Source organism: Prosthecobacter sp., from assembly GCF_014879935.1.
Classification (GTDB): Bacteria; Verrucomicrobiota; Verrucomicrobiia; order Verrucomicrobiales; family Verrucomicrobiaceae; genus Prosthecobacter.
In genome coordinates, this window is the sequence record NZ_JACSRD010000169.1 from 1 (window position 1) to 21958 (window position 21958).

Annotated in this window: 12 protein-coding genes; 5 read left to right on the top strand and 7 right to left on the bottom strand. The window is 60.1% G+C overall.

What is annotated here, in order from left to right; all coding sequences use genetic code 11:
* Window positions 1-378: 378 nt before the first annotated feature.
* The 4 genes from IAE77_RS17105 to IAE77_RS17120 all read right to left on the bottom strand — a co-directional run bounded on the left by IAE77_RS17105 (window position 379) and on the right by IAE77_RS17120 (window position 11845).
* Complete coding sequence (locus IAE77_RS17105) at window positions 379-651, bottom strand: hypothetical protein (RefSeq protein WP_294228906.1); 273 nt, start codon at window positions 649-651, stop codon at window positions 379-381.
* A 10-nt stretch (window positions 652-661) separates the two neighbouring features.
* Window positions 662-10792, bottom strand: a complete 10131-nt coding sequence (locus IAE77_RS17110) for an RHS repeat-associated core domain-containing protein (protein ID WP_294228909.1) — start codon at window positions 10790-10792, stop codon at window positions 662-664.
* 195 nt (window positions 10793-10987) lie between these two features.
* The gene (locus IAE77_RS17115; RefSeq protein WP_294228912.1) at window positions 10988-11353 is read right to left on the bottom strand and encodes a cupin domain-containing protein; all 366 of its coding nucleotides are present in this window, start codon (window positions 11351-11353) and stop codon (window positions 10988-10990) included.
* A 6-nt stretch (window positions 11354-11359) separates the two neighbouring features.
* A complete protein-coding gene (locus IAE77_RS17120; protein ID WP_294228914.1) occupies window positions 11360-11845 on the bottom strand; it encodes a phage regulatory CII family protein in 486 nt (161 codons plus the stop codon).
* 135 nt (window positions 11846-11980) lie between these two features.
* On the opposite strand from IAE77_RS17120, the gene IAE77_RS17125 reads away from it, so the two are divergent.
* Window positions 11981-12766, top strand: a complete 786-nt coding sequence (locus IAE77_RS17125; RefSeq protein WP_294228917.1) for a hypothetical protein — start codon at window positions 11981-11983, stop codon at window positions 12764-12766.
* A gap of 86 nt (window positions 12767-12852) precedes the next feature.
* Here the strand turns inward: IAE77_RS17125 and IAE77_RS17130 are convergent, their stop codons facing one another.
* Both IAE77_RS17130 and IAE77_RS17135 read right to left on the bottom strand, forming a co-directional pair.
* Window positions 12853-14043 carry an NnrS family protein gene (locus tag IAE77_RS17130; RefSeq protein ID WP_294228920.1) on the bottom strand — a complete coding sequence of 397 codons (1191 nt, stop codon included), beginning with the start codon at window positions 14041-14043 and terminating at the stop codon, window positions 12853-12855.
* Window positions 14040-14501: a group III truncated hemoglobin gene (locus IAE77_RS17135; RefSeq protein ID WP_294228924.1), complete on the bottom strand. Its 462-nt coding sequence runs from the start codon at window positions 14499-14501 to the stop codon at window positions 14040-14042. The genes IAE77_RS17130 and IAE77_RS17135 overlap by 4 nt, the downstream gene beginning before the upstream one ends.
* A 148-nt stretch (window positions 14502-14649) precedes the next feature.
* Between IAE77_RS17135 and IAE77_RS17140 the strand changes: the two genes are divergently transcribed.
* A complete protein-coding gene (locus IAE77_RS17140; RefSeq protein WP_294228928.1) occupies window positions 14650-15240 on the top strand; it encodes a group 1 truncated hemoglobin in 591 nt (196 codons plus the stop codon).
* A gap of 55 nt (window positions 15241-15295) precedes the next feature.
* A complete protein-coding gene (locus IAE77_RS17145) occupies window positions 15296-16579 on the top strand; it encodes a PhoPQ-activated protein PqaA family protein (protein WP_294228931.1) in 1284 nt (427 codons plus the stop codon).
* Between the two features lie 3 nt (window positions 16580-16582).
* Here IAE77_RS17145 and IAE77_RS17150 read toward each other — a convergent pair whose 3' ends face one another.
* Window positions 16583-17035, bottom strand: a complete 453-nt coding sequence (locus tag IAE77_RS17150) for a hypothetical protein (RefSeq protein ID WP_294228934.1) — start codon at window positions 17033-17035, stop codon at window positions 16583-16585.
* A 190-nt stretch (window positions 17036-17225) separates the two neighbouring features.
* Between IAE77_RS17150 and IAE77_RS17155 the strand changes: the two genes are divergently transcribed.
* Window positions 17226-19049 (top strand): sulfatase, encoded by a 1824-nt coding sequence (locus tag IAE77_RS17155; RefSeq protein ID WP_294228937.1) that lies wholly within the window; start codon window positions 17226-17228, stop codon window positions 19047-19049.
* A gap of 96 nt (window positions 19050-19145) precedes the next feature.
* Window positions 19146-21929 carry a DUF1553 domain-containing protein gene (locus IAE77_RS17160; RefSeq protein ID WP_294228938.1) on the top strand — a complete coding sequence of 928 codons (2784 nt, stop codon included), beginning with the start codon at window positions 19146-19148 and terminating at the stop codon, window positions 21927-21929.
* Window positions 21930-21958 lie beyond the last annotated feature (29 nt).

Sequence of the window (21958 nt, forward strand, 5' to 3'; positions counted from 1 at the left end):
CAGCGAACGCAGCCGCCTGATACCGGGAACGAGGTAACTACACACAATGGCGGGTATAGTGGCGAGGCTTTGCGAGCGCACAGCAGGCCGCCGGGTCCCGGCGCTTTGGCCGGGTGGCGGCCTGCTGCACTATACACCGCATTGTGTCGTGGTTACCGCTTGGCTGGTGCGGAGCTGGTGAGCTTTGCGAACCACACTGGAAGGGCGGCCCTTCGGCGGGTGCAGAGCTGCGGCGATCAGCCGCACACTCCCCAGCGGCAGGGGCGGGAGCGGGCGGAGCTTCTTCATGGCTAGCAACGGCGCGGAGCCGAGGAGCACGCGACGAGCTGGGGAAGGATTGGTGATGGCTTGACGAAGAACATTCCATTCCGAAAACTGCTAACTCCAAAACTTCCACCAAGGCTTAGTTGGTGCCGTGCTCGTAGCTTGGCGACGCAGTTCAGGACGCAAAATCTGAACTTCTTGCCCATCGCTATCCGAGATCACACATTCATGGTCTGGATTGTCTGCTCGATGATTAGAGGCAAACTCAAGGGCACTGTGGAGGTCTTCAAACTCAGTCTTCGGCGGCATGCCGTCGAGTGATCTGCGCCCATCCGTATGGAGGACGATGCCCGTTTCAAATTCTGCTATCGTGACGTAAAATTTCATGACGGACAGTTCACCAAAGAGTTGTTCTTTCGGCAGTGCCTTTAACGGTCCCGCGCAGCAAAACCTCAGATTCTGATACAACGCCGCCGCCCTGCATAAGCGAGACGCTTTTGAGGTTTGGACTTTGAATCATCGCTGATCTAGGAACCTGCGTTGTAATGACTGTGCCTTCTCCGCTAGTTCTAAGGGCAAAGTTTTTGGCCACCTCAGGGTTGGTGCTCCAAGAGGTGTATGGAGAACTCAAAGTTCCTCCTCGACCAGCATTGTGCTCCAAGGTTGATGCCCCTCTTTTCCAGAACTGCCACCAGCTCTTGTTTGGAGTGGCGATTCCTTGTAGCGCTTCGGCATACTTCGCGTGGGTAGAGTTAACACCTCGGTATAAGGTGACCATTTCCTCTGCACCTGCGGCTCCAGGTCGGAATGGAATACGAGTCATGCCACCGGTCATCAACATCGCCGAAATCTCAATAGATGCACGAGCCACCGTGCCTGCGGTCTGCACACCCGGACTGTTGCCAGCCTCACCCATAGCCTTGAGATTCCGCTGAACATTCGTACCCCACTCTCCTTTTGCTGATGAGGTTGGGGCCTTGACCCCATACCTTGATGCAGGCTCCCAGGCACTATCGTTTGGTTCACCTTGAGGACCATTAAACCATGAGAACATCCGATCACCTGCATCCGTGTAGTGGTTCGCTCTGACCTCCAAACCGTTGGGTCCTTCTCTGGTTTGGGGTGCTCCATTCTCGTCAGCTTCGAGGCGGGTGACGCCTTTTCTCTCCTTGTTCTTGTAGTAACCCTTCACCTCAGCCAACCCATCGGGATCGAAAGCCGTCCAAGGATTCTGTTTCACATAGGCATAGAGGTTTGGGCCATCCACAAAGCCCGCCGGGTCGCGGGACAGCCACACACCGGTTTCGATGTCACGATACCGGAACCCTTCATTCAGCAGGCCCGTCGGGTCTTCGTCCTTGCTGTTCGCCCGTTGCTTGTCGAGGTTCGTTCCCGTTTCCTTGGTGCGCTTGCCGTAGGCTTCGTAGCTGGCGGTCCAGGTGAGGGAGGCGTAGGAGTCGGATTGGGCGACGATGTCGCCTCGGCCGTTGGAGAGGTTGTAGCGGAGCGTGCGCGAGGAGGAGACGGAGGCAGATTCGCTTCGCGAGGTGTAGAGAAGGCCGCCGACGCCGCCGCCCATGTCGGGGCCACGGGTGTATTCCACCGTAGGCGTAGAGCTAAGGGCGGAGGGCGGAGAGTTGACCGGGACGGTGCTTTCGTATTCGGCGACGCTTAAGCCGCCGCTGAAAGTGATGGAGGTGCGTTTTTCAGCAGCAGACAGGAGTGTCTGCTCCACGGTGCCCACGCGCCGCGTGCGGTAGTCGTAGGCGTAGCGGAACGTCCGGCTCGGCGTGCTGACGCCCGCCGCTACAGAGGCGGGGAGAGTCACGCTGGCGAGGCGGTCCTGGGCGTCCCAGGTGTAGGTGGTGAGGCCGCTGACGGCGGGCTGGGGGTTGTGGGTGGGGTTGTAACTGCCGCTGACCTGCGTGACGGCCTGGCTGGTGCGGTTGCCGGCGTCGTCGTAGGTGAGGCTGGCGCTGCGCAGGACGCTGCCGCCGGGGTAATCCAGATGTTCCCAGGCGGTGAGCTGGTTCGCCACATTGTAGGTGTAGGCCCAGTGACCCGGCTCCGCGCCTCCGGTGACGGTCTTGGTGTCGCGGTTGTTGGCGTCGTCGTAGCTGTAGGTGGTGCTCTGCGTGCCTTCGGTGGGATGGCTGATCGTCTCAGAGGTGAGGCGGTTGTTGTCGTCATAGCCCATCGTGGTGCTGCGCACCCCGGCGGCCCGTCCCAGCTCCCCAGGCCAGATTTCCTCCTGCTTCTTCACGTTGCCGAGCAGGTCGTGATGCCATGCAAACTCGGCGAGCACATCGCTGTCGGTCATGGCCTGGGTGCGGAACAAGGTGCGGTCGGTGAGCCTGCCGAGGGCGTCGTAAGTGTTCTGGGAGGTCTGGCCGTTTCCGGCCACCAGCACCACGGCGCGTCCGGCGAGGTCGTAGCCGTAACGCGTCAGGCGCCCGCCTTCGGCGATGAGGTGCGGCCGGTTCAGCCCGTCGTAGGTGGTCTCGACGACCCGGCCGGTGCTGTAGGTGGCCTGGGTGCGGTTCCCGGCGAGGTCGTACTGGTAGAAGTGGGTCTGGCCGTGGGAGCTTTCGGCCGTGACGCGGCCCATGGCGTCGTAGGTGTAGCTGACGTCGGACGGGGTGGTGGCACTGCCTTCGCTGACGGTGAGGAGCTTCCCGGCGTTGTCATAGGTGTAGCTGCGGGTGACCGCAGGTGGGGAGTCGGAGACTCCCCCTCCTTGGGTGCTGACAGTCTTGAGCCGGTCGCGGGTGTCGTAGCTGTAGCTGGTGACGATGCCACGCGGCGAGGTTTGCGAGAGCTTCTGGATGGCGTTGTATTCGTAGCTCCATTCGTCGCCGTTGGCGAAGCGCTGCGACACGAGGCGGTTCAGCCCGTCGTAGGCGAAGGTGGTGGTCTGTTCGTTGCCATCGGTGACGCTGGTGCGGTTTCCGGCGTCATCGTAACCGAAGCTGTTGGTGATGTTTTCCGCATCCAGGGTGGTGATGAGGCGGCCCAACGCGTCGTAGGTGTTGGTGACGGTCTGGTTGAGCGGATTGGTGACGGTGAGGGCCAGGCCGCCGGGATCGAAGGTGGTGATCGTGGTGGGCTTCTGGGGGTCGGAGACCCCCGCTCCTTGGATGACTGGGGCTTCTATCTTCCAGTTACGGCCTGCGCGGTCGTAGTGCTTGGTCGTGACCGCTCCCATGGGGTCGGTCACCTGGGTGACTTGGCCCAGGGCGTCATAGGCGGTCTGGGTGACGGGCCGCACGAACTCGGCTTCGTTGGCGTCCCACACCGTGGGAGCGTAAACGGCGACCGGGCGGTTGCGTTCGTCATAGACCGTGGCGGTCTCACGCCCGAGGGCGTCGGTCACCTTGATCGCGTTGCCCGCGGCGTCGTATTCGCTGGTGGTGATGGCCGAGACGCCGTCCACCGCAGGTGAAACGACCTGCACGGGGCGTCCGAGGGCATCGTAGAGGGTGCGGGTTTCATGGCCCATCTGGTCGATGACCTTCCACGGCTTCCCATGATGGGTATAGAACGTCCTCACGCTGGGGTTGTCGGTGGTGTCCACCGTGGTGTCGGGCTCGATGACCTCCACCAACTGGCCCAAGCCGTCATAGACGTTCGTCGTGACACGGCCGAGCGGGTCGGTGACGGTGAGCGGCCTGCCGGCGGCATCGTAGGTGGTCAGGGTGACGGCCGTGATGCCGGGGGCCATGACGGTGGAGGAAACCGGCCGGTAGAGGCTGTCATAGACGACGGAGGTCTGCACCCCGCGTGGGTCGATGGTGCGGTTGGGCTTGATGGCGCTGGTGTCGAACACCGAGCCGCCGTTGTTCACGCCATCGTAGAAGAATTCGGTGAGCAGTCCGCCCCGGTTCACCGAGATCAGACGCCCGGCGGCATCGTAGTCGTTCACCGTGATGAGGCCGCGTGGGTCGGTCTGCGAGGTGACCTGGCTGCGCTGGTTGTAGGTGGTGGTGGTGACGATGTCGCCATCGTAGGAAATGGTCGAGCCAGTCGGACCGCTGCTGGCCGGATTGTAGGACGGGTCGGGGCTGCCGTTGCCGTTCAAGTCCAGGGTGGTCTGGACGCGGCGGTTCAGCGAATCGTACTCGTGGAACGTGCTGACACCGTTTTCATTGGTCTCCTGGACCAGATTGCCGTGCGCATCGTAATCGAGGCCCTTGGTGCTGCCGTCTGGATGGGTGACGCTGACCAGGCGGCCGGCTTCGTCGTAGTCGAAGTTGGTGATGAAACCGCGCCCGTCGATGACGCTGCGTTTGGCTCCATTGAAATCATGGATCGTGGTGGTGGTGCTGATCGCCTCAGCCAGACCGCCCTGGCCCGTGGCGGTGCCGGAGGTCTGGGTGACCTCACGCCACCAGCCTGGATTGGCTCCCTGCCCGTCCTGGGGCTGTCCCAGGGTGGTCAAGGTGACACTGGAAGGCATGACTTCTTCACTTGAAGAAATGGTCCACTGTTTGGTGATGAGGCCGGGGAATGTGGGGTGATCGTAACTGTACCGGGTCTGCCGCAGCAACTGGCCGGAGGCATTGAAAACACGTTCGTCGGTCTTGAGGCCCCTCACCTCGATGGTCATGCCATCCCGGGTGATGGTGCGTGAGTTGTCGATCTCGTATTCCGTGCGCACGCCCATGGCATCTGTCATGCTGGTCATGATGCGGGTTGCCGGATCGTAGGTGAAGTGTTTGGCATGGCTTTGGGCATCAGTTTCCGTGAGCGGATCGTCATAACCTTCAGGGCCGTAAGTGAAGCTGGTTGTGTGACCGCTGCGATCGGTGGCCGTGGCCAGAGCAAAACTGGCCAGCGGGTTATAGGTGTAGGTCTCCGTGCCGAAATTTTCCCCGTTCTTAGACTGGGTCACGGACATCGAGGTGTAGGTGACAGTGATGGAGTTTGCTTCGTTCCCCTGGAGAGCAAAGGCAAACCGTGGATCGTAAATCACCGGGTTCTCAAAGGTATATGTTGTCAGTGTACCGTCGTAAGCCTCGCAGGTGCGCACTGTATTCGAGTGTGCAGGAGCGCCACCGACGAGCAGCGGTGATGTTTGCCCCCATTGGCTGGAGAGCTGGATTCTTCCTCCAGGTGATGTCACTTCTGCGATCAAACGCGGCCTTCCCGCGCGGTAGCCTCGGAAACGATCCGCTCGACCGTTGTCGAATTCACGGTGGAAGACGTAGCTCCGTCCTAGTTCATCGGTGATGCTGTGCAGGTCAATGTGTTTGAAAGAACGGCTTTCACCCCCGACTTGCATGTTCATGTCGTATGCATACTGGACAACTGTGCCTCCACGCGAAACGGACTGCAGGGTCTGTCCAGAGTAGCTGTATTCGACCGTTTGTCCCCCTGGACCGCTCACGGCCTTCACGCGGCCATCCTGTTGCAGAATCTGAACTGCGTGACCTGGTCGCTCAGGGTCGTAGATGCGTTCGGGGATCAGGGTCCCAGGGCCAGGGTATGCATAGCAGAGCCGGTTGCCCAACCTGTCGCGCACCTCGCGCAGGCGAGCATAGCTGACCTGTGAGAACGCGGTCGATTCAGCGTCTATCCGGTCGGCCCGCATCAATTGTTCAATGCCAGCTGGCTCATAGAAGCATGTCGTGCCAAATTTTTTCACCAGCATCGAGCCGTTGAACATGTTCTGTGCGGTTTTGGCATCGACGAGTTCCTCACCATTGTGAACCCAACGCCCGGTGTTTCCGCCCCCCGCAAAATACTCATTCGCAATGCTGCTAACTGAGGGATGCCGTCCTGCACCATTACCACTTCCCCCAAGGCCGCCGACTGAGAACTGGACAAACGAAAGCGGCACCATGGTTGTCTGCACATATGGCAAGGGCTGCATCGTCGGGTAGGTGGCAGGCACTTGAATGCCCCCCATTTGTGAAATCTGTGGATTGTAAAACGTCTGCGTCGACAGAGGTCCTGTAGCTTCGGATGACTCATAGGTTGCGGCCAAGTACATAGGAGATGCCCAGCCCATTCGAGTGGAGCCCCCCCCCGCAGGCAGGCTGGCTCCATGCAGATAGCTTTGCATGCTGCCTTGCTCATCGACCACGGTCGCTCGCAATCTCCCGGGACGTGGCGGGGCATTCGAGTCGTCTGGGTCAGGGTCCAGGAACACGTCACGCTCAAATTTGACATACGCGCACACGTTGGAAGTCCAGGCGGCTCCAAACGCCAACTCTGGCTTCTCTTCAGGACGCTGCCCAGATTTCATTTGCCAGATCTCGGAGCTCGCATCCCGGCGGATCATCAGAGGCAGCAATGCTCCATCTGCAGTCGCGTAGATATCCGACACAGAATGCCGCAACTGCCTGGTGAAGGCGTCAATGTAGGTCTCTTCGGGCGACTCTCCAGACTCATCCTGCATTTGTGGTTTACCATCTGCCATTGGCAAGCCGTCCAGCCCGAGTTTCCGATAACGGCTACCTGCGGAGTCATTGATGCTGACGTCCGCCCCCCCGCCACCACTCTCAGGGTCTTCAGGGGGGTCATCATCGAGAGGCTCCAAAGTGATTGTAGCACTTTCTTCTTCTGCCACTTCGTCGAGGCTCACGCTCCGGCTATCGGTATTTGGCCCCAAGTACCCGACTACACTGCCGTTTCGCAGTACTGCCCATCTGCTGGTGTCTGCCCCGTCATTGTAGGTAATACTTAATTCTCCGGCCTCAGCCCAATAGACATCAGGATCTATGTCCCTCTCTCTGTATTGACAGTCCACATCGTTTCCATAGCACTCACAATCAGCATTGCCGCATCCACAGTTGAACCCACCACTACAGTTTGTACATTTGATAGACCCGTCTTCACACTCAGGGTCAGGACATTCAGGGCGATCGGGGCAGGAGTAAGGGTCTGGGTCAGGACAATTGATCATCCTGGAACCCGTTTCATTGCAAGTAGGACACGGGATACTGGGTCGGTAGGGGCAATTTTCTCCCGGGCAACTACCGATAATTATCTGACTACAATCTTCGCCACAGAGTTGTCCGGCTGGGCAACCATCCTCCATGCAAGATATAGTTGCATAATCGTAACAACTGTCGTCATGCACATGTGAAGTGCAGTTCAGCCACCCATAACACTCACTGCCATGTTCGTGTTCATCGTCCGAACACAAGAGCTGATAGCAGCTTGAGATAGAGTGCGCATGATCAGGTTCTTCGCAAACCTTACTCTTCTGCTGAGAATAATGTAAACGATCGCTAGGACATGGGATAACATGCACTCCACCGGGGCAGGGGCGATCATGCACCCCTTGAGGACAGTTACTCTTGATGGTCGGAGGGCAGGACGTAGTGTGGTAGCAGTCTAAGGTTCCCACACCATCACATGTCACACATGTCTTATAACCGTCGATGCATTGACTGCAATCTACCGATTTACACGGGTGAAGAGACTTATTCCACGAGTCCAGAATCCAACTTTCGCCTTCGGGCTCCTTCTGATAAGTGGCATCTACAAACGCACCAATCGCATCATGATACCAGCGCGACACTGACATGGTGAAACTCGGCGGATTTCCTGCACCCCCAGGCTCGGTTGGCCCTGCGCCTCCGGTTTCGCCGAAGTTAAATCGACGATAAGAGGGATCACCCTGCAAATCTGATGCCATCTGTGCCCTGTAGCGGGACAGCAATGCGCCACCGGTTGTGACCGTAGGCGACCCGTTCCTGTAGAATTTCGAGCGGTCATTGAGTCCCTGCTGGGTCTCTGGAGCCAGGGGGTTGGTGCCAAAGCGATACTCAGTGAGGTTTGACAAGCCATCACCGTCTGGGTCACGTCCGGCGTCCAGTGCCAGACGCGGATCAAGACCACCGGACGGATACTTCCAACGTCCATACTGGTGCTCCCAGGCGTCGGGCATGCCATCGCCATCCAGATCCTCCACCAGAGCCCGTGTAAAATGGTAGTAATCCGGTGCGGTCGGAGTCGTGCGGACGGCGTCAGCCCAGTCCGGGGTGCCGTTGCCATCCGCGTCCGTCTCAGGAGGGGTGGTTCCGATGGCGTAACGCACGCTGAGCATCAACCACTGGAGGTCCTTCAGCCCGCCCAGTTGAATTGTGTCCATGTTCATCGGCGAGATCAGCAACGCATGCTCCTCATAGTTTAGGACGCCGTCACCGTCCGCATCCAGCACGGCATCCCCTGGATTGTTCCTGGACAAGACCTGGGAATACGCATCCTCGAACACGTCCGTCATGCCGTCGCCGTCGGAGTCATAGGCGTCGAGGTGAAGATCCAGCGCCATGCCTGCCTGATACTGGCTGATATTGTTCGTACCATCATTGTCACGGTCCAGCAATGCATCACCTGCCCAGTTTGGATTGAGTCCATAGTGCTGTTCGATGCGGCTGGGAATTTCATCCCCGTCGCTGTCGGTGAGATCAACCAGTTCCCAGTCCGTATAACGATCTCCCCATCCCAGATACTGGCTACGCGAATAGGCATTGGCTGGGTGTGTGCCAAAGCAGTTCACCTCCTCGTCATCGTTGAGGCCGTCGCCGTCGCTATCGACAGCGTTGTCGCTGGTTCCCCAGTACTGTTCCGCATTCACATCCAGGCCATCACCGTCCGAATCGGGAGGAGGCGGCGGTCCAGACGGATAGGGATCTTCGAAGTTGATGATGGTATCCGAATCATCGTCGCCGAGAGCGTTCGAGTACCACCAGGTGTTGTTGACGTAGCTGTGGTTCGTGTAGTCGTTTGGGGCCGGATCATTGCTGTCGTAGAGACCGTCGCCATCGGAGTCCACATTCGAGTCGCCGTAGGGCTGGTAGTCGAAGAAGTTAGCGGTGCCATCGTTGTCCGCGTCGTTCAGCGCATCCGAGTACCAGGAAGTGTAGTTGTAGGAGCTGTAGTTCGAGAAATCTCCCGAGGCAGGATCCACGTCATCTGAAAAACCGTCCCCATCCGTGTCGTAGGTCGGCGGGTATCCATTGTAGGGGTCACCGATCCATTGGTCCCAGAAGTTCAAAGTGCCGTCACCATCCTCATCCCCAAACACGTCGGTGTACCAAGACTGCCAGTTGTGGGTGCTGTAGTTGTTTTGGTCGGAGGGGGCCGGATCGATGCTGTCATCTATCATGTCCCCATCGGAATCTGAGGTGGAAGGGCCGTCTCCAGAGGGGGTCGGGTCCTGCCAGTTTAGAATGCCGTCTATGTCATCGTCACCGAGAACGCTGCCCCCCCAACTGGTCTGATTGACCTCACTGTAGTTGGCTCCGTCGGCCGGGAATGGATCGCTCTCATTGACGATGCCGTCGTCATCGTAATCGGCGTCACCGTTGTAAAAGTCCGAGGGGTACGGGTCCTGCCAGTTCGGAACACCGTCGCCGTCCGGATCTTCGAACAAGGCCGTTTGCCAGGCGGTGGAGTTCACCTCGCTGTAGTTCGAATTGTCGCGCGGGAAAGGATCGCTTTCATTGGGCCAGCCGTCGCCGTCAAAGTCGGGCTGGTTGTCATATTGGTCGTAAGGAAACAGGTCGTAAAAGTTGCTCTGTCCGTCGTTGTCCGCATCTTCCAGGGGATACCAGGACCATGCCGTGTTGTTGTGGGGGCTGTTGTTGTCGTAGTCGGAAGGTGCTGGGTCGAGGTCGTTGGTGATGCCGTCGCCATCGTCATCGTTGGACGTGTTGCTTGACCCGTTACTGGAGTCGTATGGCCACGAATCGTTGTAGTTCGGCACGCCATCACTGTCGCTGTCTCCGAAGAGGTCGCCATACCAGTAGATGGCATTGGCGGAGCTGAAGTTGGAGTAGTCGGATGGAAATGGATCGGAGCCGTTGTCATAACCATCGCCATCGGAATCGTTGTTGCCGTTGGCGCTGTCGGAGGGCCAGGCGTCATAGAAATTGAGGATCGAATCGTAGTCGTCATCACCCAGGGCGCTGCTGCCCCACTGCTGTCCATTCGCTGAGCTGGTGTTGTAAGGATCACCGGGGGCGGGATCGGTGCTGTCATCGATGCCATCGCCGTCGGCATCATTGTTGAGGGGATCGGCAGGATAGAGGTCTAAAGGATTTTTGATGCCGTCTCCATCGTAGTCGAAGTACTTTGCTCCGCTGAATCCCGGCAGCTCACCATTCGGGTAAGTCACGCTGAAGCAGCCGTAGAAGTCATCGTGGTCGCTGACGCCATCCCCGTTGCTGTCCCAGTTCGTCAGCGAATAACCGTGACCGTTCTGCTGATTGGCCAGATGAATCTCGTCACCATCATTCAACCCGTCGTCATCGGTGTCATACAGGAACGGGTCGGAGCCTGCTGCGAGTTCTTCCTCATTGTAAGCCCCGTCGTGATCAACATCGATGTCGATGGCATCGAGCTGCGACAGCGAATAGCTGACTCCTTCGGAGGTCGTCCAGGTCTCGTTACTGCCATCGGCATCCCCGTCCGTCCAAGTCGAGTTGACGGGCTGAAGCGGCACCAGGGCGAGAGTGGCGATCAGATAACCATGCAAAACCCAAGCACGGCGGGACCAGGAGCGAAAATGGTTCATGGCGGTGAGATCGTGAAACTAATTTCCGCGCCTGTTTACTGAATTTACCCTGAACGAGGCAAGCAAATTCCACAGGCCGAATCCCGGGTGAATCGTTATTTATCCATGAAGTGTTCGTTTAGACATGGGCAGACCTGCCTATATGCAGGCCGTGCGCTTGACAGGAAACCTTTGATTGGTCACGCCGTTCGCTGATCAGGCCAGTTCCACCTCAAAATAGTCATCCTCCGCGATGTCCGGGATGCCGACGACGAGGACGCGCATTTTCCCTCGAGCGCCGTGGACGACGCCGGGCGGGATGTGGACGAGGGAGCCTTTGCTCACGGGTTGTTCGACGCCGTCGAGCATGACGGAGCCGCCACCTTCGAGAACGTAGTAGAGCTCCGTGGAGCGCTTGTGGTAGTGCAGCTTCGCACCATCGATGTCCACGGCGTGTGCCCAGGCGGCGGGGTTCGATTCGGCATCCTCGCGGCTGATTAGACGGTCGCGCCAGCCGCAGGTGCTGCGCTCACGCGGCGTGTGGCCTTCGTGGCGGATGAGCAGCGGGCCGGAGGCTGACATCGGCGGCTATTTCCTCGGCTGGTGAGTGCGGATCTCTTCGGCGAGGTGGGCAAAGTCACCCTTTTCGCACAGGCGCACGAAGCCTTCGGTGAAGCGTTTCAGTTCGTCCCACACCTTGCGAATGTGCTCGGCCTCATCCGCCGTGATGCGGTTGTCCGCGGCGGATTTGCTGATGGCGGTGAGCAGATCGGCGAACTGCTGCACGATCTCCTGCGTGGCGGGCATCAGCTCCATGCCACGCGGACCGCCGCCGACGGGGTTCTGCACGAAAACGCCATTCGCCTTGTGGCAGAGCCACTGGATGAGCTGCGGATCACGCGTGATCTCGAAGAGCTGCCGCACGCGATCCAGGGGATTCGCGGTGCCGCTGCCCTGCAGTTCGTCCGGCTGCGACCACTTGTAGGCGAGCGAGAGTGAGACACCCATCTGCGCGGCCACTTCTTTGAAGCTGGTGCGTTCGACGGCCTTGCTGATGACTTCATGCGAGTCCATGGCCCGATTTGTTTCAGAACTGGAGCCGTTTGGCAAGCGCCATCGTCAGTTCCCCGATCCTGCGTGCTCCGTTGCACTTTTAAGACAGCTTTCTCCTTGTTTGTGGCGGCAGGGCCACCTTAAGCTCCGGCCCTCATGAAAAAACTCCATCTTTTGCTCCTCGCAGCGGCCTCCTTTGCGCTGACCTCCTGCCTTGAAATCAAATCCACCGTCATCGCGAACAAGGATGGCACCGCCACCATCGAAGAATCGATGCTGCTCAGCGCCCAGCTCGCCGCCATGGCTGCCGCAGGCGGTGGTCAGGCCGACCAGCTCAAGGGTCTGGTGATGGACAAGGAGAAGGCCGAGGCACGTGCGAAGAAGCTCGGCGAGGGCGTGACTCTGAAATCTCTCGAAGAGGTCAAATCCCCCGATGGCAAGACTGGAACGAAGGTCGTTTTCGCCGTCGCGGACATTTCGAAGCTGAAGTACGTGCCCTTCGAGCCGGAGCAGGAGGGCAAGCCCTCCAAGACCGAGCCGATGACCTTCGCCCTGAGCGGCTCCACGCTGACGATCACCAATCCGGAGGCCGACAAGAGGAAGGAGGCCGATCCCAACAAGCCAAAGAAGGGCGCCGCTGAAATCGCGCAGATGAAGGCCCAGATGGCGATGATGCGCCCGATGTTCGCCGGCATGCGCCTCTCCGTGGAAGTGAAGGGCGCGGGCGGCATCGGCAGCACCGACGCCACTCACGCGAACGATGGCACGATCAGCTACCTGGACATCCAGTTCGACAAGCTCATGGACAATGCGGAAGCCTTTGCGGAGATCATGGAGACTGGCGACAACGGCCTGAGCATGGCCGACGCCGCTTCGAAATTCAGCAAGGTCGAAGGCCTCAAGATTGAAGGCAAGAAGGTCGTCACCGCCGAGCTGAAGTAATCCGGCGCTTTCCCGGTCGGATTCAAATCAACGCGATGGCCGGGGTCTCGAAGCCCCGGCCATTGTTCGTTTCTGGACGGAGCGTCTCAAGGCTCCTCATCCCGCTTCACAAACCGTTTTCGGTGCCACAGCAGCCACAGAAGCGACAGCAGACCCCAGGTCCACGCCGCGTAGATGTGATGGGAAAGGGTCGTCGATGGCACCCACGCGGGCGTGGCACGCGTCAGAGCGGCCAGGATGCCGAGGAAGACGAGAAACCGCACCCACTTCGATCTCACGAAGAAGCCGTCCAGGTCGCCGCTGTGCCCAAACAGCACGCGCGAGCCCACGATCAGCATCAGCATCCCAAATCCGCCAATGTAGAGCAGATGCTCGATACTGATGTGCTGCGGGTAAAAGAACCCTGCGAGCACCAGGCCGGAAAATCCGGTGCCGAGCGCCCAGAACAGCCCCGTGGTCAGCGATCCGGCCTGCTGTGGCCTCCAACGCACCTCGATGAGCAGATAAGCCAGCGCCACGAGCGAACGTAGCGCATAACCCGCGATGACTTGACCGGAGGCTTCGAGGAAAAAACTGCCCACCAACAACATGGCGGCGGCGATGGCGCGAATGAGCTTCGCCCTGCTCTGCGCAGCGGTTCTTGGATCGCCAAAGTCACCCCCGAGCATGCGCGGAAACACAAAGGAGCCGATCCCAAGCACCGGCGGCAGCAGCAGCCCCTGGTAGAGCAGCAGATTCGCCAGCCGCAGGCGTTCGGGCGTCGTCACCGCCGATTGCAGCAGAGCTCCCGCCACTCCGCAGGCCATTCCGGTGAGCGCGAGCAGCATCTGCGGCGGCGGCGCCTCCTTGCGGAAACGAACGATGCGGATGATCAGGCTGAGCATCAACGACACCAGCAGCGCGATGAAGAACGCATCTCCCCACGCGAGATGCAGCGTGAGATGACTGACACCGCAGCCCAGATGGAGTGCCAAGAGCCAGAACAACTCCAGTGGTGTGAGTTTCGGTGCCGTCGCCATGCGCGGGCCGGCCGTTCCGAGGAAGCCGACGACAAACGCACCGCCGAACGCCTCGATCATCAGGCGTGCGTGGACGAAATTCGGGTAGAAGCCAAGCTTCTGGGCATAAAACAACGGCCACAACGACACGCCGATGAGGCTCCAGACCGCTCCGCTGGCGAAGAACACGCGATAGGGCTCCGACGCCAGCCAGCACAGCCCGGTTTTGCGCGGGCCTCTGGCTTTGTGCTTCTTGTGTTTGCAGGCGGGAAAGCTCATGCGGCGGAGGCTTTGTAACGCGCATAGCGCTCCCGCTGTTCGGGCGTGAGACTGGCGGGATCAAATCGCGGATCAGCCACCTGGTTGATGCGGGCGTGAATCACGTTCGCCATGTCAGCGGCGCAGTTCTTGATGTGCTCGGCATGCTCGCCAGCAAACAGATCATCCACCGTCGCTCGAAACAGCATCAGCCAGCGGTCGAATTGCTCGCGCCCCATCGCCGTCTGCGGCACCAGCTTCGCATGCGCGGCCAGCGGATTGCCTGTGTAGCCGCCGCTGCGGAAGAGCACCGTCTCCCAGAAGGCATACATCTTCGGCAGATGCGTGGTCCAGTTGGTCTGCGCGACACGGTCGAAGATGAAGCCGAGCAGCTCGTCGCCACGCACACGTTCGTAAAAGGCGTTCACCAGCGTCTCGATCTCGGCGCGGCCTTGGATGTCAGGTTTGGGTTCAAACATGCACCCACGATGCAACAATGCGGACACTTGTCATTGCACGCTTCCTGTCGGCCACTGCGCACCGATTGGCCGCGCAACGACGGCACAGCAGCTCGCAAGATCGGTGCATTGATGCATCGCTGATGCAACTTATGTAGAGGTCTCAACCATGAAATTGATCCTCTCCTCCATCGCCACCATCACAGCCGTGATGACGCTCCTCGTGAACGCCGCGCTCGCCGCCGATCCGGCCTCCGTCGCCACTGAATCCGCCCCCAACAGCGTTTGCCCTGTCACGGGAAAGCCGGTCGATCCTGCCATCACGGCCGACTATGAAGGATTGAAGTGGGCCTTTGCGAAGGAAGCCTGCAAAACCAAATGGCTCAAGGCCCGCGAAGACAGCCTGTATCAAAAACTCGGCGGCAAGGCGGCCATTGACGCCGTGGTGGACGCCTTCTACGTCAAGGTGCTGGCCGACAACCGCGTGAAGGATTTCTTTGCCGACGTGAGCATGGACAAGCAGCGCCGGAAGCAGAAGGAATTCCTCTCCTTCGCGTTCGGCGGTCCGCTTCCCTGGACCGGCAAGGACATGCGCAAGGCGCACGACGGCATGGGCCTGACCGAGGAGCACTTCAATGCCATCGCAGAGAACCTGGTCGGCACCTTGAAGGACTTCAAAGTGAAACAGGAACTCATCGACCAGGTCGTCGCCATCGCCCTGACGACGAAGGACGACGTGCTCGGCCGTCCCAAAAAATAACGGTCCCACGAATTTCGGCTCGGATTCGACCTCATGGCGGCGTTACATGCCCGCCATGAGGTTTTTCATTGTCGCCAGTCTCCTCTCTCTCTGCCCTTCCCTCTTCGCTGAATCCGTCGGCCCCTGGGATCTCGATGCGTTGAAGAAAAACGTGCCTGCGATGAAGTGGGTGCGTCAGGACCAGCCGATTCATTCGCTCACCTACGCCGGGGAGAAGTATCAAGGCCACGACACGGATGTCTTCGCGTTTTATGCGTCACCCATCACGATTGGCGAGGCCAAGGCGGGCACCAAGTTCCCCGGCGTGGTGCTCATTCACGGCGGCGGCGGCACCGCCTTCGCGGATTGGGTGCATCTCTGGGCAAAACGCGGCTACGCAGCCATCGCGATGGATTTGAACGGCTCACGTCCGCCCGATCCCGAGTTCGATCCGAAGACCGGCATGGCAATCGGCAACGGTCATCGTGGCGAACGCACACGCCTGCCGAACGGCGGCCCGCCGCACGGACATGTCGAAAAGTTCGACTGCATCCTCACCCCTGACACCAGCGACGACTGGCCTTTCCATGCCGCGGCGAGCGTGATGCGCGCGCATTCGCTACTGCGCAGTTTCCCGGAGGTCGATGCGGAGCACACCGCCGTCACTGGCATCAGTTGGGGTGGTTACACGACCTGCCTCGTCGCCTCGCTCGATGATCGCTTCAAGGCCGCCGTGCCGGTTTACGGCTGCGGCTTCCTCCATGAAGGCGAATCCGTGCAAAAGCCCAGCATCGACAAGCTGGACGCCGAGCATCGCGCCTTGTGGGTGAAGGAATACGATCCCGGCAGCCTGCTGCCACGCTGCCGCGTGCCGATCCTGTTCGTCAACGGCACCAACGACGTCCATTACGTCCTCGATAGCTACATGAAGAGCTACAACGCCGTCCCCGGCGAGAAAAACATCCGCATCCAGGTGAAGATGCCCCACGGCCATCCCCCAGGCTGGGCGCCGCAGGAGATCGGGATCTTCATCGATTCCAAATGCCGTGGTGGGAAGCCGCTGCCGACTCCCGGCACGCCCGTCATGAAAGGCGATCAAGTCGAGGTCACCTGCGAATCCGCAACTGGCTTGAAAAAAGCCGAGCTGAATTACACCACCGACACCGGCCTGCGCTCGAAACGCGAATGGAAAACCGTAGCGGCAAAATTTTCGACCAAATCCTTGGTCTCCGGTGAGCTCATCCGACAAACCAGTCGCGTGTTCGCGCCAAAGCCACCCGCAAACGCGAATACCTGGTTCATCACCATCACCGACGATCGCGATGCGATGGTGAGCACAACCGCGAAGGTCGTGAAGTAACCATCACAACCGGTGCGGAATGGCAACGGTCACTTCGTAGGCAGCGGCTCCGTTGGGTGTGTCGCAAAGATAAAGGTCGAATCCCTGATCCGTCAGCTCCAACGCGATCAAATCACGACCTTCGCGTTTCACGATCCGCGCCCGCGTCAGATCGAGTCCTTCCGTAAGGGCCTCCCATCCCGGCGGTGGTTTGGACAAGTCCGTCCATGGGACTCCGTCGATCGTCATGTCTGACGGCGGATCCCAGTATTTCCGATGATAGCGGCCGCCTTCCAATGTGAACGCCAAGCGTCCGCTGCCGTCCACAGTGGCCGTGATGCGCAGCAGTTTCGGGTTCGGGTCCACCGGGGCGGCGGAGGAGCCATCTCCCCCGAAGGACGACTGGGACGAGCTCGAACCCGCCGCCCACAGGAAGGACATCGCGCACAGGCACATGAGAAGGATGAATGGTTTCATGATTGGCTGAGAATCCGTGCCTGCGGGGTGGAATCCCGCAAGCCTCGGTCAAACAGAGCAACATGACCCGCCACCGCAAGCGTCTCCAGGCTTTCAGGAAGGCGTTTTTGGGCCGCGTCGGATTCTGCCGCCCGCACCTTCGCGATTCTTCCCTGAAATCCGGCCACAGGGGCATCGTTTCAGCACGGCCATGACGCGCGTCCTGTTCTTCCTCTTCGCCCTTTGCCCTCCGCTCTTCGCAGCCTTGCCCTCAGTGGCTTCAGCGAAGGATGGGAAGCTAAATCTCCTCATCATCACCACCGATGACATGAGCTGCGACTCCGTCGGTGTTTACGGCTGCAGGCTGAAGGGCACGACCCCGAACATGGACCGCCTCGCAGCGCAGTCGTTGCGCTTCAACCACGCGCATGTCGTCGTCGGCAACTGCATGCCCTCGCGCAACGTGATGTGGAGCGGCAAATACCCGCACAACAACCGCATCGAGGGCTTCCGTGCCATGGAGAAGCAGGAGAAGGACTATCCCGTGCTCGGCGACCTGGTGAAGGAAGCGGGCTATTTCACCGGCATCCGGCACAAAGTGGAGCATTCCACGCCCTACTCGCCCTTTCCGTGGGACCTCGTGCTCGGTGAAAAACGCGACGACGTGAAAAACGCCGCTTCCTGGGGTGCGGCGGCCACCCGGGGCATCGAGGCAGCGAAACAGGCCGGAAAGCCCTTCTGCCTGCTGCTGAACATCGCCGATCCGCACAAGCCCTTCTACGCCGAGGGAAACAAGGGGCAGACCATTCCGGACGACAACGTCCCTAGCAAAGTCTTCACACCCGAGGAAGTGCCCATTCCCGGCTTCCTGCACGACGATCCCGTCATTCGCAAAGAACTCGCTCACTACTACAGCAGCGTCCGCCGTGCCGATGACGCCGTGGGCGCGATTCTTGAGTCGCTGAAAACCTCCGGGCAGGAGGACCACACGGTCATCGTCTTCCTCTCCGATCACGGCATGCCGCTGCCCTTTGCCAAAACCCAGCTCTACCACCACAGCAGCCGCACGCCCCTCATGATCCGCTGGCCAGGCATCACCAAGGCCGGCGCCGTCGATGACGAGCACATGATCTCCACGGTCGATCTGCTGCCCACCATGCTCGACATGCTGCAAGTCACACAGCCGGGCGGTTTCGACGGCAAATCCTTCGCCGCCGTGCTCAAAGGCGAAAAACAGCCGGGCCGCACGATGGTCTTCAAGGAGCACAACGAGAACGCCGGCGGCCAGAACACACCGATGCGTGCCGTGCAGACCAAGGACTGGCTGTACGTCTTCAGCCCTTGGTCCAACGGCACGCGCGTGATGAGCGGAGCCACCGCCGGCACGTCCACCTGCCGCCAGATGCGTGTGCTGGCGAAAACGAACGCGCAGATCGCCGCCCGCATCGATCTCTTCGATCATCGAGTGCCCGAAGAGGCTTATGAAGTGCGTTACGATCCCGATGCGCTGACCAATCTCATCGCCAAGCCAGAGAACGCCGCGCAGGTGGCCATGCTCGAAAAGGCGCTGGAGGACTGGATGGTCAAAACGAACGACCCGCTGCTCGAAGTCTTCCGTAAACGCGATGACGCGGCGTTTCGTGAGACCTTCATGAAGAAGCTGGAAGCAGGGCAAACGAACCGCAAGGACCGCAAAGCCGCCAACAACGCCATGAAAACGGCTGGCGAGCAAAAAGCGCTCATCGAACTGGAGATCCCAAAGGCCGTCATCGCAGGACAGAAAGCCGTCGTGAAGCTCCATCACCACTTCCCGGCCGAGCTGGGCGAAAAACCCGTCCAAGTGACACTGAAGAACGGCAAAAACGTCCGCATCCACCGCATTGAGGTCAAAGCCAGCGGCGAAGGCCTCAAGGAGGTCACCTTCGACATCCCGGCCGACGTTTCCTCCGTCAGCTTCGCGGGCCTCGTCGGCAAAGGCATCCAGGACGCCCTCCAGCACCTGCAGTCCAAAGTTGTGCCGGTGAAACAGCCTTGATTGGCGACGGAAACCGTTCGGATGCCCCGGAAAGAACCGGGCCGCCGACTCGATCTTTTCTTGTCCAACACTCCTCCGATCCTGCCTTTCCAACCCGTGCGTCGCCTTCTGCCCATCGCTCTTCTGCTCTCCGCATCCGCCTCGGCGGCGGATGGCGTGGCGTTCTTTGAGAGCAAGGTGCGGCCGCTGCTGGTGAAGCATTGCTACGAATGCCACTCGCAGGAGGGAAAGGTGAAGGGCGGGCTGCTGCTGGATCGCAAAGAGGGCTGGCAGAAGGGCGGCGACGCCGGGCCCGCGCTCGTGCCCGGCCAGCCCGCGAAGAGCCTTCTCCTCCACAGCGTGCGCTACGAGGATGAAGACCTGCAGATGCCGCCGAAGTCGAAATTGCCGCCGGAGGACATCGCGACGCTGGAGCAGTGGATCCAAATGGGCGCGCCTGATCCGCGCACAGAGGGGCTGGCCACCGCGAAACCGGCCAAAAGCATCGACATCGAATCCGCACGCCAAGGCTGGGCTTATCGTCCGCTTCAGAAGGCTGCGATTCCCGCCGTGAAAGACAAAGCGTGGCCGCGCAATGACATCGACGCCTTCATTTTGGCCGAGATCGAGGCGAAGGGCCTCCAACCGGCCGCCGATGCCGATCTGCGCACGTTGAAGCGCCGCCTCAGCTACGATCTCACGGGGCTTCCGCCTGACCAGAGTGGCCTCAGTGACGTGACTGACTATGTGGAGCGTTTGCTGCAAAGCCCCGCCTTCGGCGAAAAATGGGGCCGGCATTGGCTGGATCTCGCACGCTATGCCGACTCGAACGGCGGAGATCGGAACTACACCTTCTTCCAGGCCTGGCGTTACCGGAACTACGTCATCGACGCCTTCAACCGCGACAAATCCTACTACGACTTCATTCGCGAGCAGATCGCCGGCGACCTGATGCCGTCGAAAAACGACGCGCAGCGACGTGAGCGCATGATCGCGCCGACTTTCCTCGCGCTGGGACCGAAAATGCTCACGGAGCGCGACAAGGAGAAGCTCCATCTCGACACGGTGGACGAGCAGCTCGACACCATCGGCAAATCCATGCTCGGCCTGTCGCTCGGCTGCGCACGCTGCCACGACCACAAGTTCGATCCCGTCTCGCAGCGCGGCTACTACGCGCTCGCCGGCTTCATGCGCAGCACGGAGATCGTCATGGGCACGCGGAACGGCTGCGTGAACGTCGCGAGCTGGGTGGAGCAGGCGCTGCCGCAGCCCGGGCCCGCTTACGCCGAGCTGAAAACGCGTATCGCGCGGCTCGAGCTCGCCATGCGGCTCAAAGTGGAGCGCGATTTCATGGAGACCGTCGGCGGCAAAAAGACGCTCAACAAGCTGCCGCTCGCGGGGGTGATCTACGACGAATCCGCCGCGGAGCTGATTGGCGATTGGAAGCAGTCAAACCTGTCCAAGAACCGTTTCGGCGACTTCTACATCCGCAACGACAAGCAGGGCCAGGGCATCAAGAAGGCCGTGTTTCGCGGGGCTTTGCCGGAGACTGGCGTTTACGAGGTGCGCCTCGCCTATCCGGCGAAGGGTAACTGCGACAAGCGCGTGCCCATCGCCGTCGAAGCCTTCGATGGCGTGCATGAGATCATCTTTGATCAAACCAAGAAACCGAGCATCGGCGGCCTGTTTGAGCCGATCGGGCGTTTCCACTTCGAAAAAGGCGGGCGCGTCAACGTGATCATCGGCACGCAGGGCACGAAGGATCACGTCATCGTCGATGCGGTGCAGTTCATCTCCGAAAAGGACATCGAGCGAGAATCCATGGCGCTCGCGATGGCAAACGGCAGCACCACTGGCGATCCGCTGCTGATGATGGACAGCGCCTCGCTCACGAAGGAACTGACGAAGCAGATCGACGCGCTCAAGGATGCCGAGCTGGCGATGACGCCGCGTGATTTCGCCGACTCGGGCGATGTGAATCTGCGCGTGCGCGGCGAGGTGACGCAGCTCGGCCCCAAGGTGCCGCGCAATTTCCTCAGCGTGCTCCACAAAGGCCCCGCGCCGAAAATTCCCGCCGGATCAAGCGGCCGTCTGCAACTCGCGAACTGGCTCACGAGCAAGGACAACGCGCTGCTCGACCGCGTGATCGTGAACCGCCTGTGGGCGCAGCTTTTTGGCCGCGGCATCGTCAGCACGGTCGATAACTTCGGCGTGCAGGGCGAAAAACCCACGCATCCCGCGCTGCTCGATCACCTCGCCGCGAAATTCCGCGCCAGCGGCGGATCGATCAAAGCACTGATCCGCGAGATGGTGCTTAGCCGCACCTATCAACTCGCCGCCGAGGGCAAATCGCAACGCGTGAGCGCCGATCCTGAAAACAAACTTTTCGCGCGTCATTCGTATCGCCGCCTGACTGCCGAAGAAATCCGCGACAGCCTGCTTCAACTCACTGGCGAGCTGAAAAGCGAGCAAGCAAAGGCCACAGCGCTCACTTACGGCGAAGATCTCGATGATTTGATGAAGCTCGACGGCTTCACCCATCGCAGCGTCTATCTGCCCATCGCCCGCAACAACCTCGCGCCCGATCTTGAAATCTTCGACGCCGCGAATCCCGAAATGACCGCCGGTGATCGTCCGCTGACCACCGTGCCGACGCAGGCACTCTATTTGCTCAACAGCCCCTTCCTGCAAAAACAGGGAGCCACACTCGCTCAACAAGCCTACGCGCAAGCCGACCCCGTGACCTGGCTGCATGAAGCCATCCTCGGACGTGGACCGAGTGCTACCGCTGCCAAGCGTGCGAATGATTTCATCAACACCGCCAACGATGATCGCGAAAAAGCCCTCGCCGACCTCGCCCATGTACTGCTCGCCTCCACGGAGTTTTTGTTTCTGGAATGAGCTTAGGCCAGGCGCACAGGCAGCGCTGG

Excerpts from the sequence above, each read along its gene's own strand:
- IAE77_RS17105 (WP_294228906.1), bottom strand. The coding sequence starts at position 651 with ATGAAATTTTACGTCACGATAGCAGAATTTGAAACGGGCATCGTCCTC.
- IAE77_RS17110 (WP_294228909.1), bottom strand. The coding sequence starts at position 10,792 with ATGAACCATTTTCGCTCCTGGTCCCGCCGTGCTTGGGTTTTGCATGGT.
- IAE77_RS17115 (WP_294228912.1), bottom strand. The coding sequence starts at position 11,353 with ATGTCAGCCTCCGGCCCGCTGCTCATCCGCCACGAAGGCCACACGCCG.
- IAE77_RS17120 (WP_294228914.1), bottom strand. The coding sequence starts at position 11,845 with ATGGACTCGCATGAAGTCATCAGCAAGGCCGTCGAACGCACCAGCTTC.
- IAE77_RS17125 (WP_294228917.1), top strand. The coding sequence starts at position 11,981 with ATGAAAAAACTCCATCTTTTGCTCCTCGCAGCGGCCTCCTTTGCGCTG.
- IAE77_RS17130 (WP_294228920.1), bottom strand. The coding sequence starts at position 14,043 with ATGAGCTTTCCCGCCTGCAAACACAAGAAGCACAAAGCCAGAGGCCCG.
- IAE77_RS17135 (WP_294228924.1), bottom strand. The coding sequence starts at position 14,501 with ATGTTTGAACCCAAACCTGACATCCAAGGCCGCGCCGAGATCGAGACG.
- IAE77_RS17140 (WP_294228928.1), top strand. The coding sequence starts at position 14,650 with ATGAAATTGATCCTCTCCTCCATCGCCACCATCACAGCCGTGATGACG.
- IAE77_RS17145 (WP_294228931.1), top strand. The coding sequence starts at position 15,296 with ATGAGGTTTTTCATTGTCGCCAGTCTCCTCTCTCTCTGCCCTTCCCTC.
- IAE77_RS17150 (WP_294228934.1), bottom strand. The coding sequence starts at position 17,035 with ATGAAACCATTCATCCTTCTCATGTGCCTGTGCGCGATGTCCTTCCTG.
- IAE77_RS17155 (WP_294228937.1), top strand. The coding sequence starts at position 17,226 with ATGACGCGCGTCCTGTTCTTCCTCTTCGCCCTTTGCCCTCCGCTCTTC.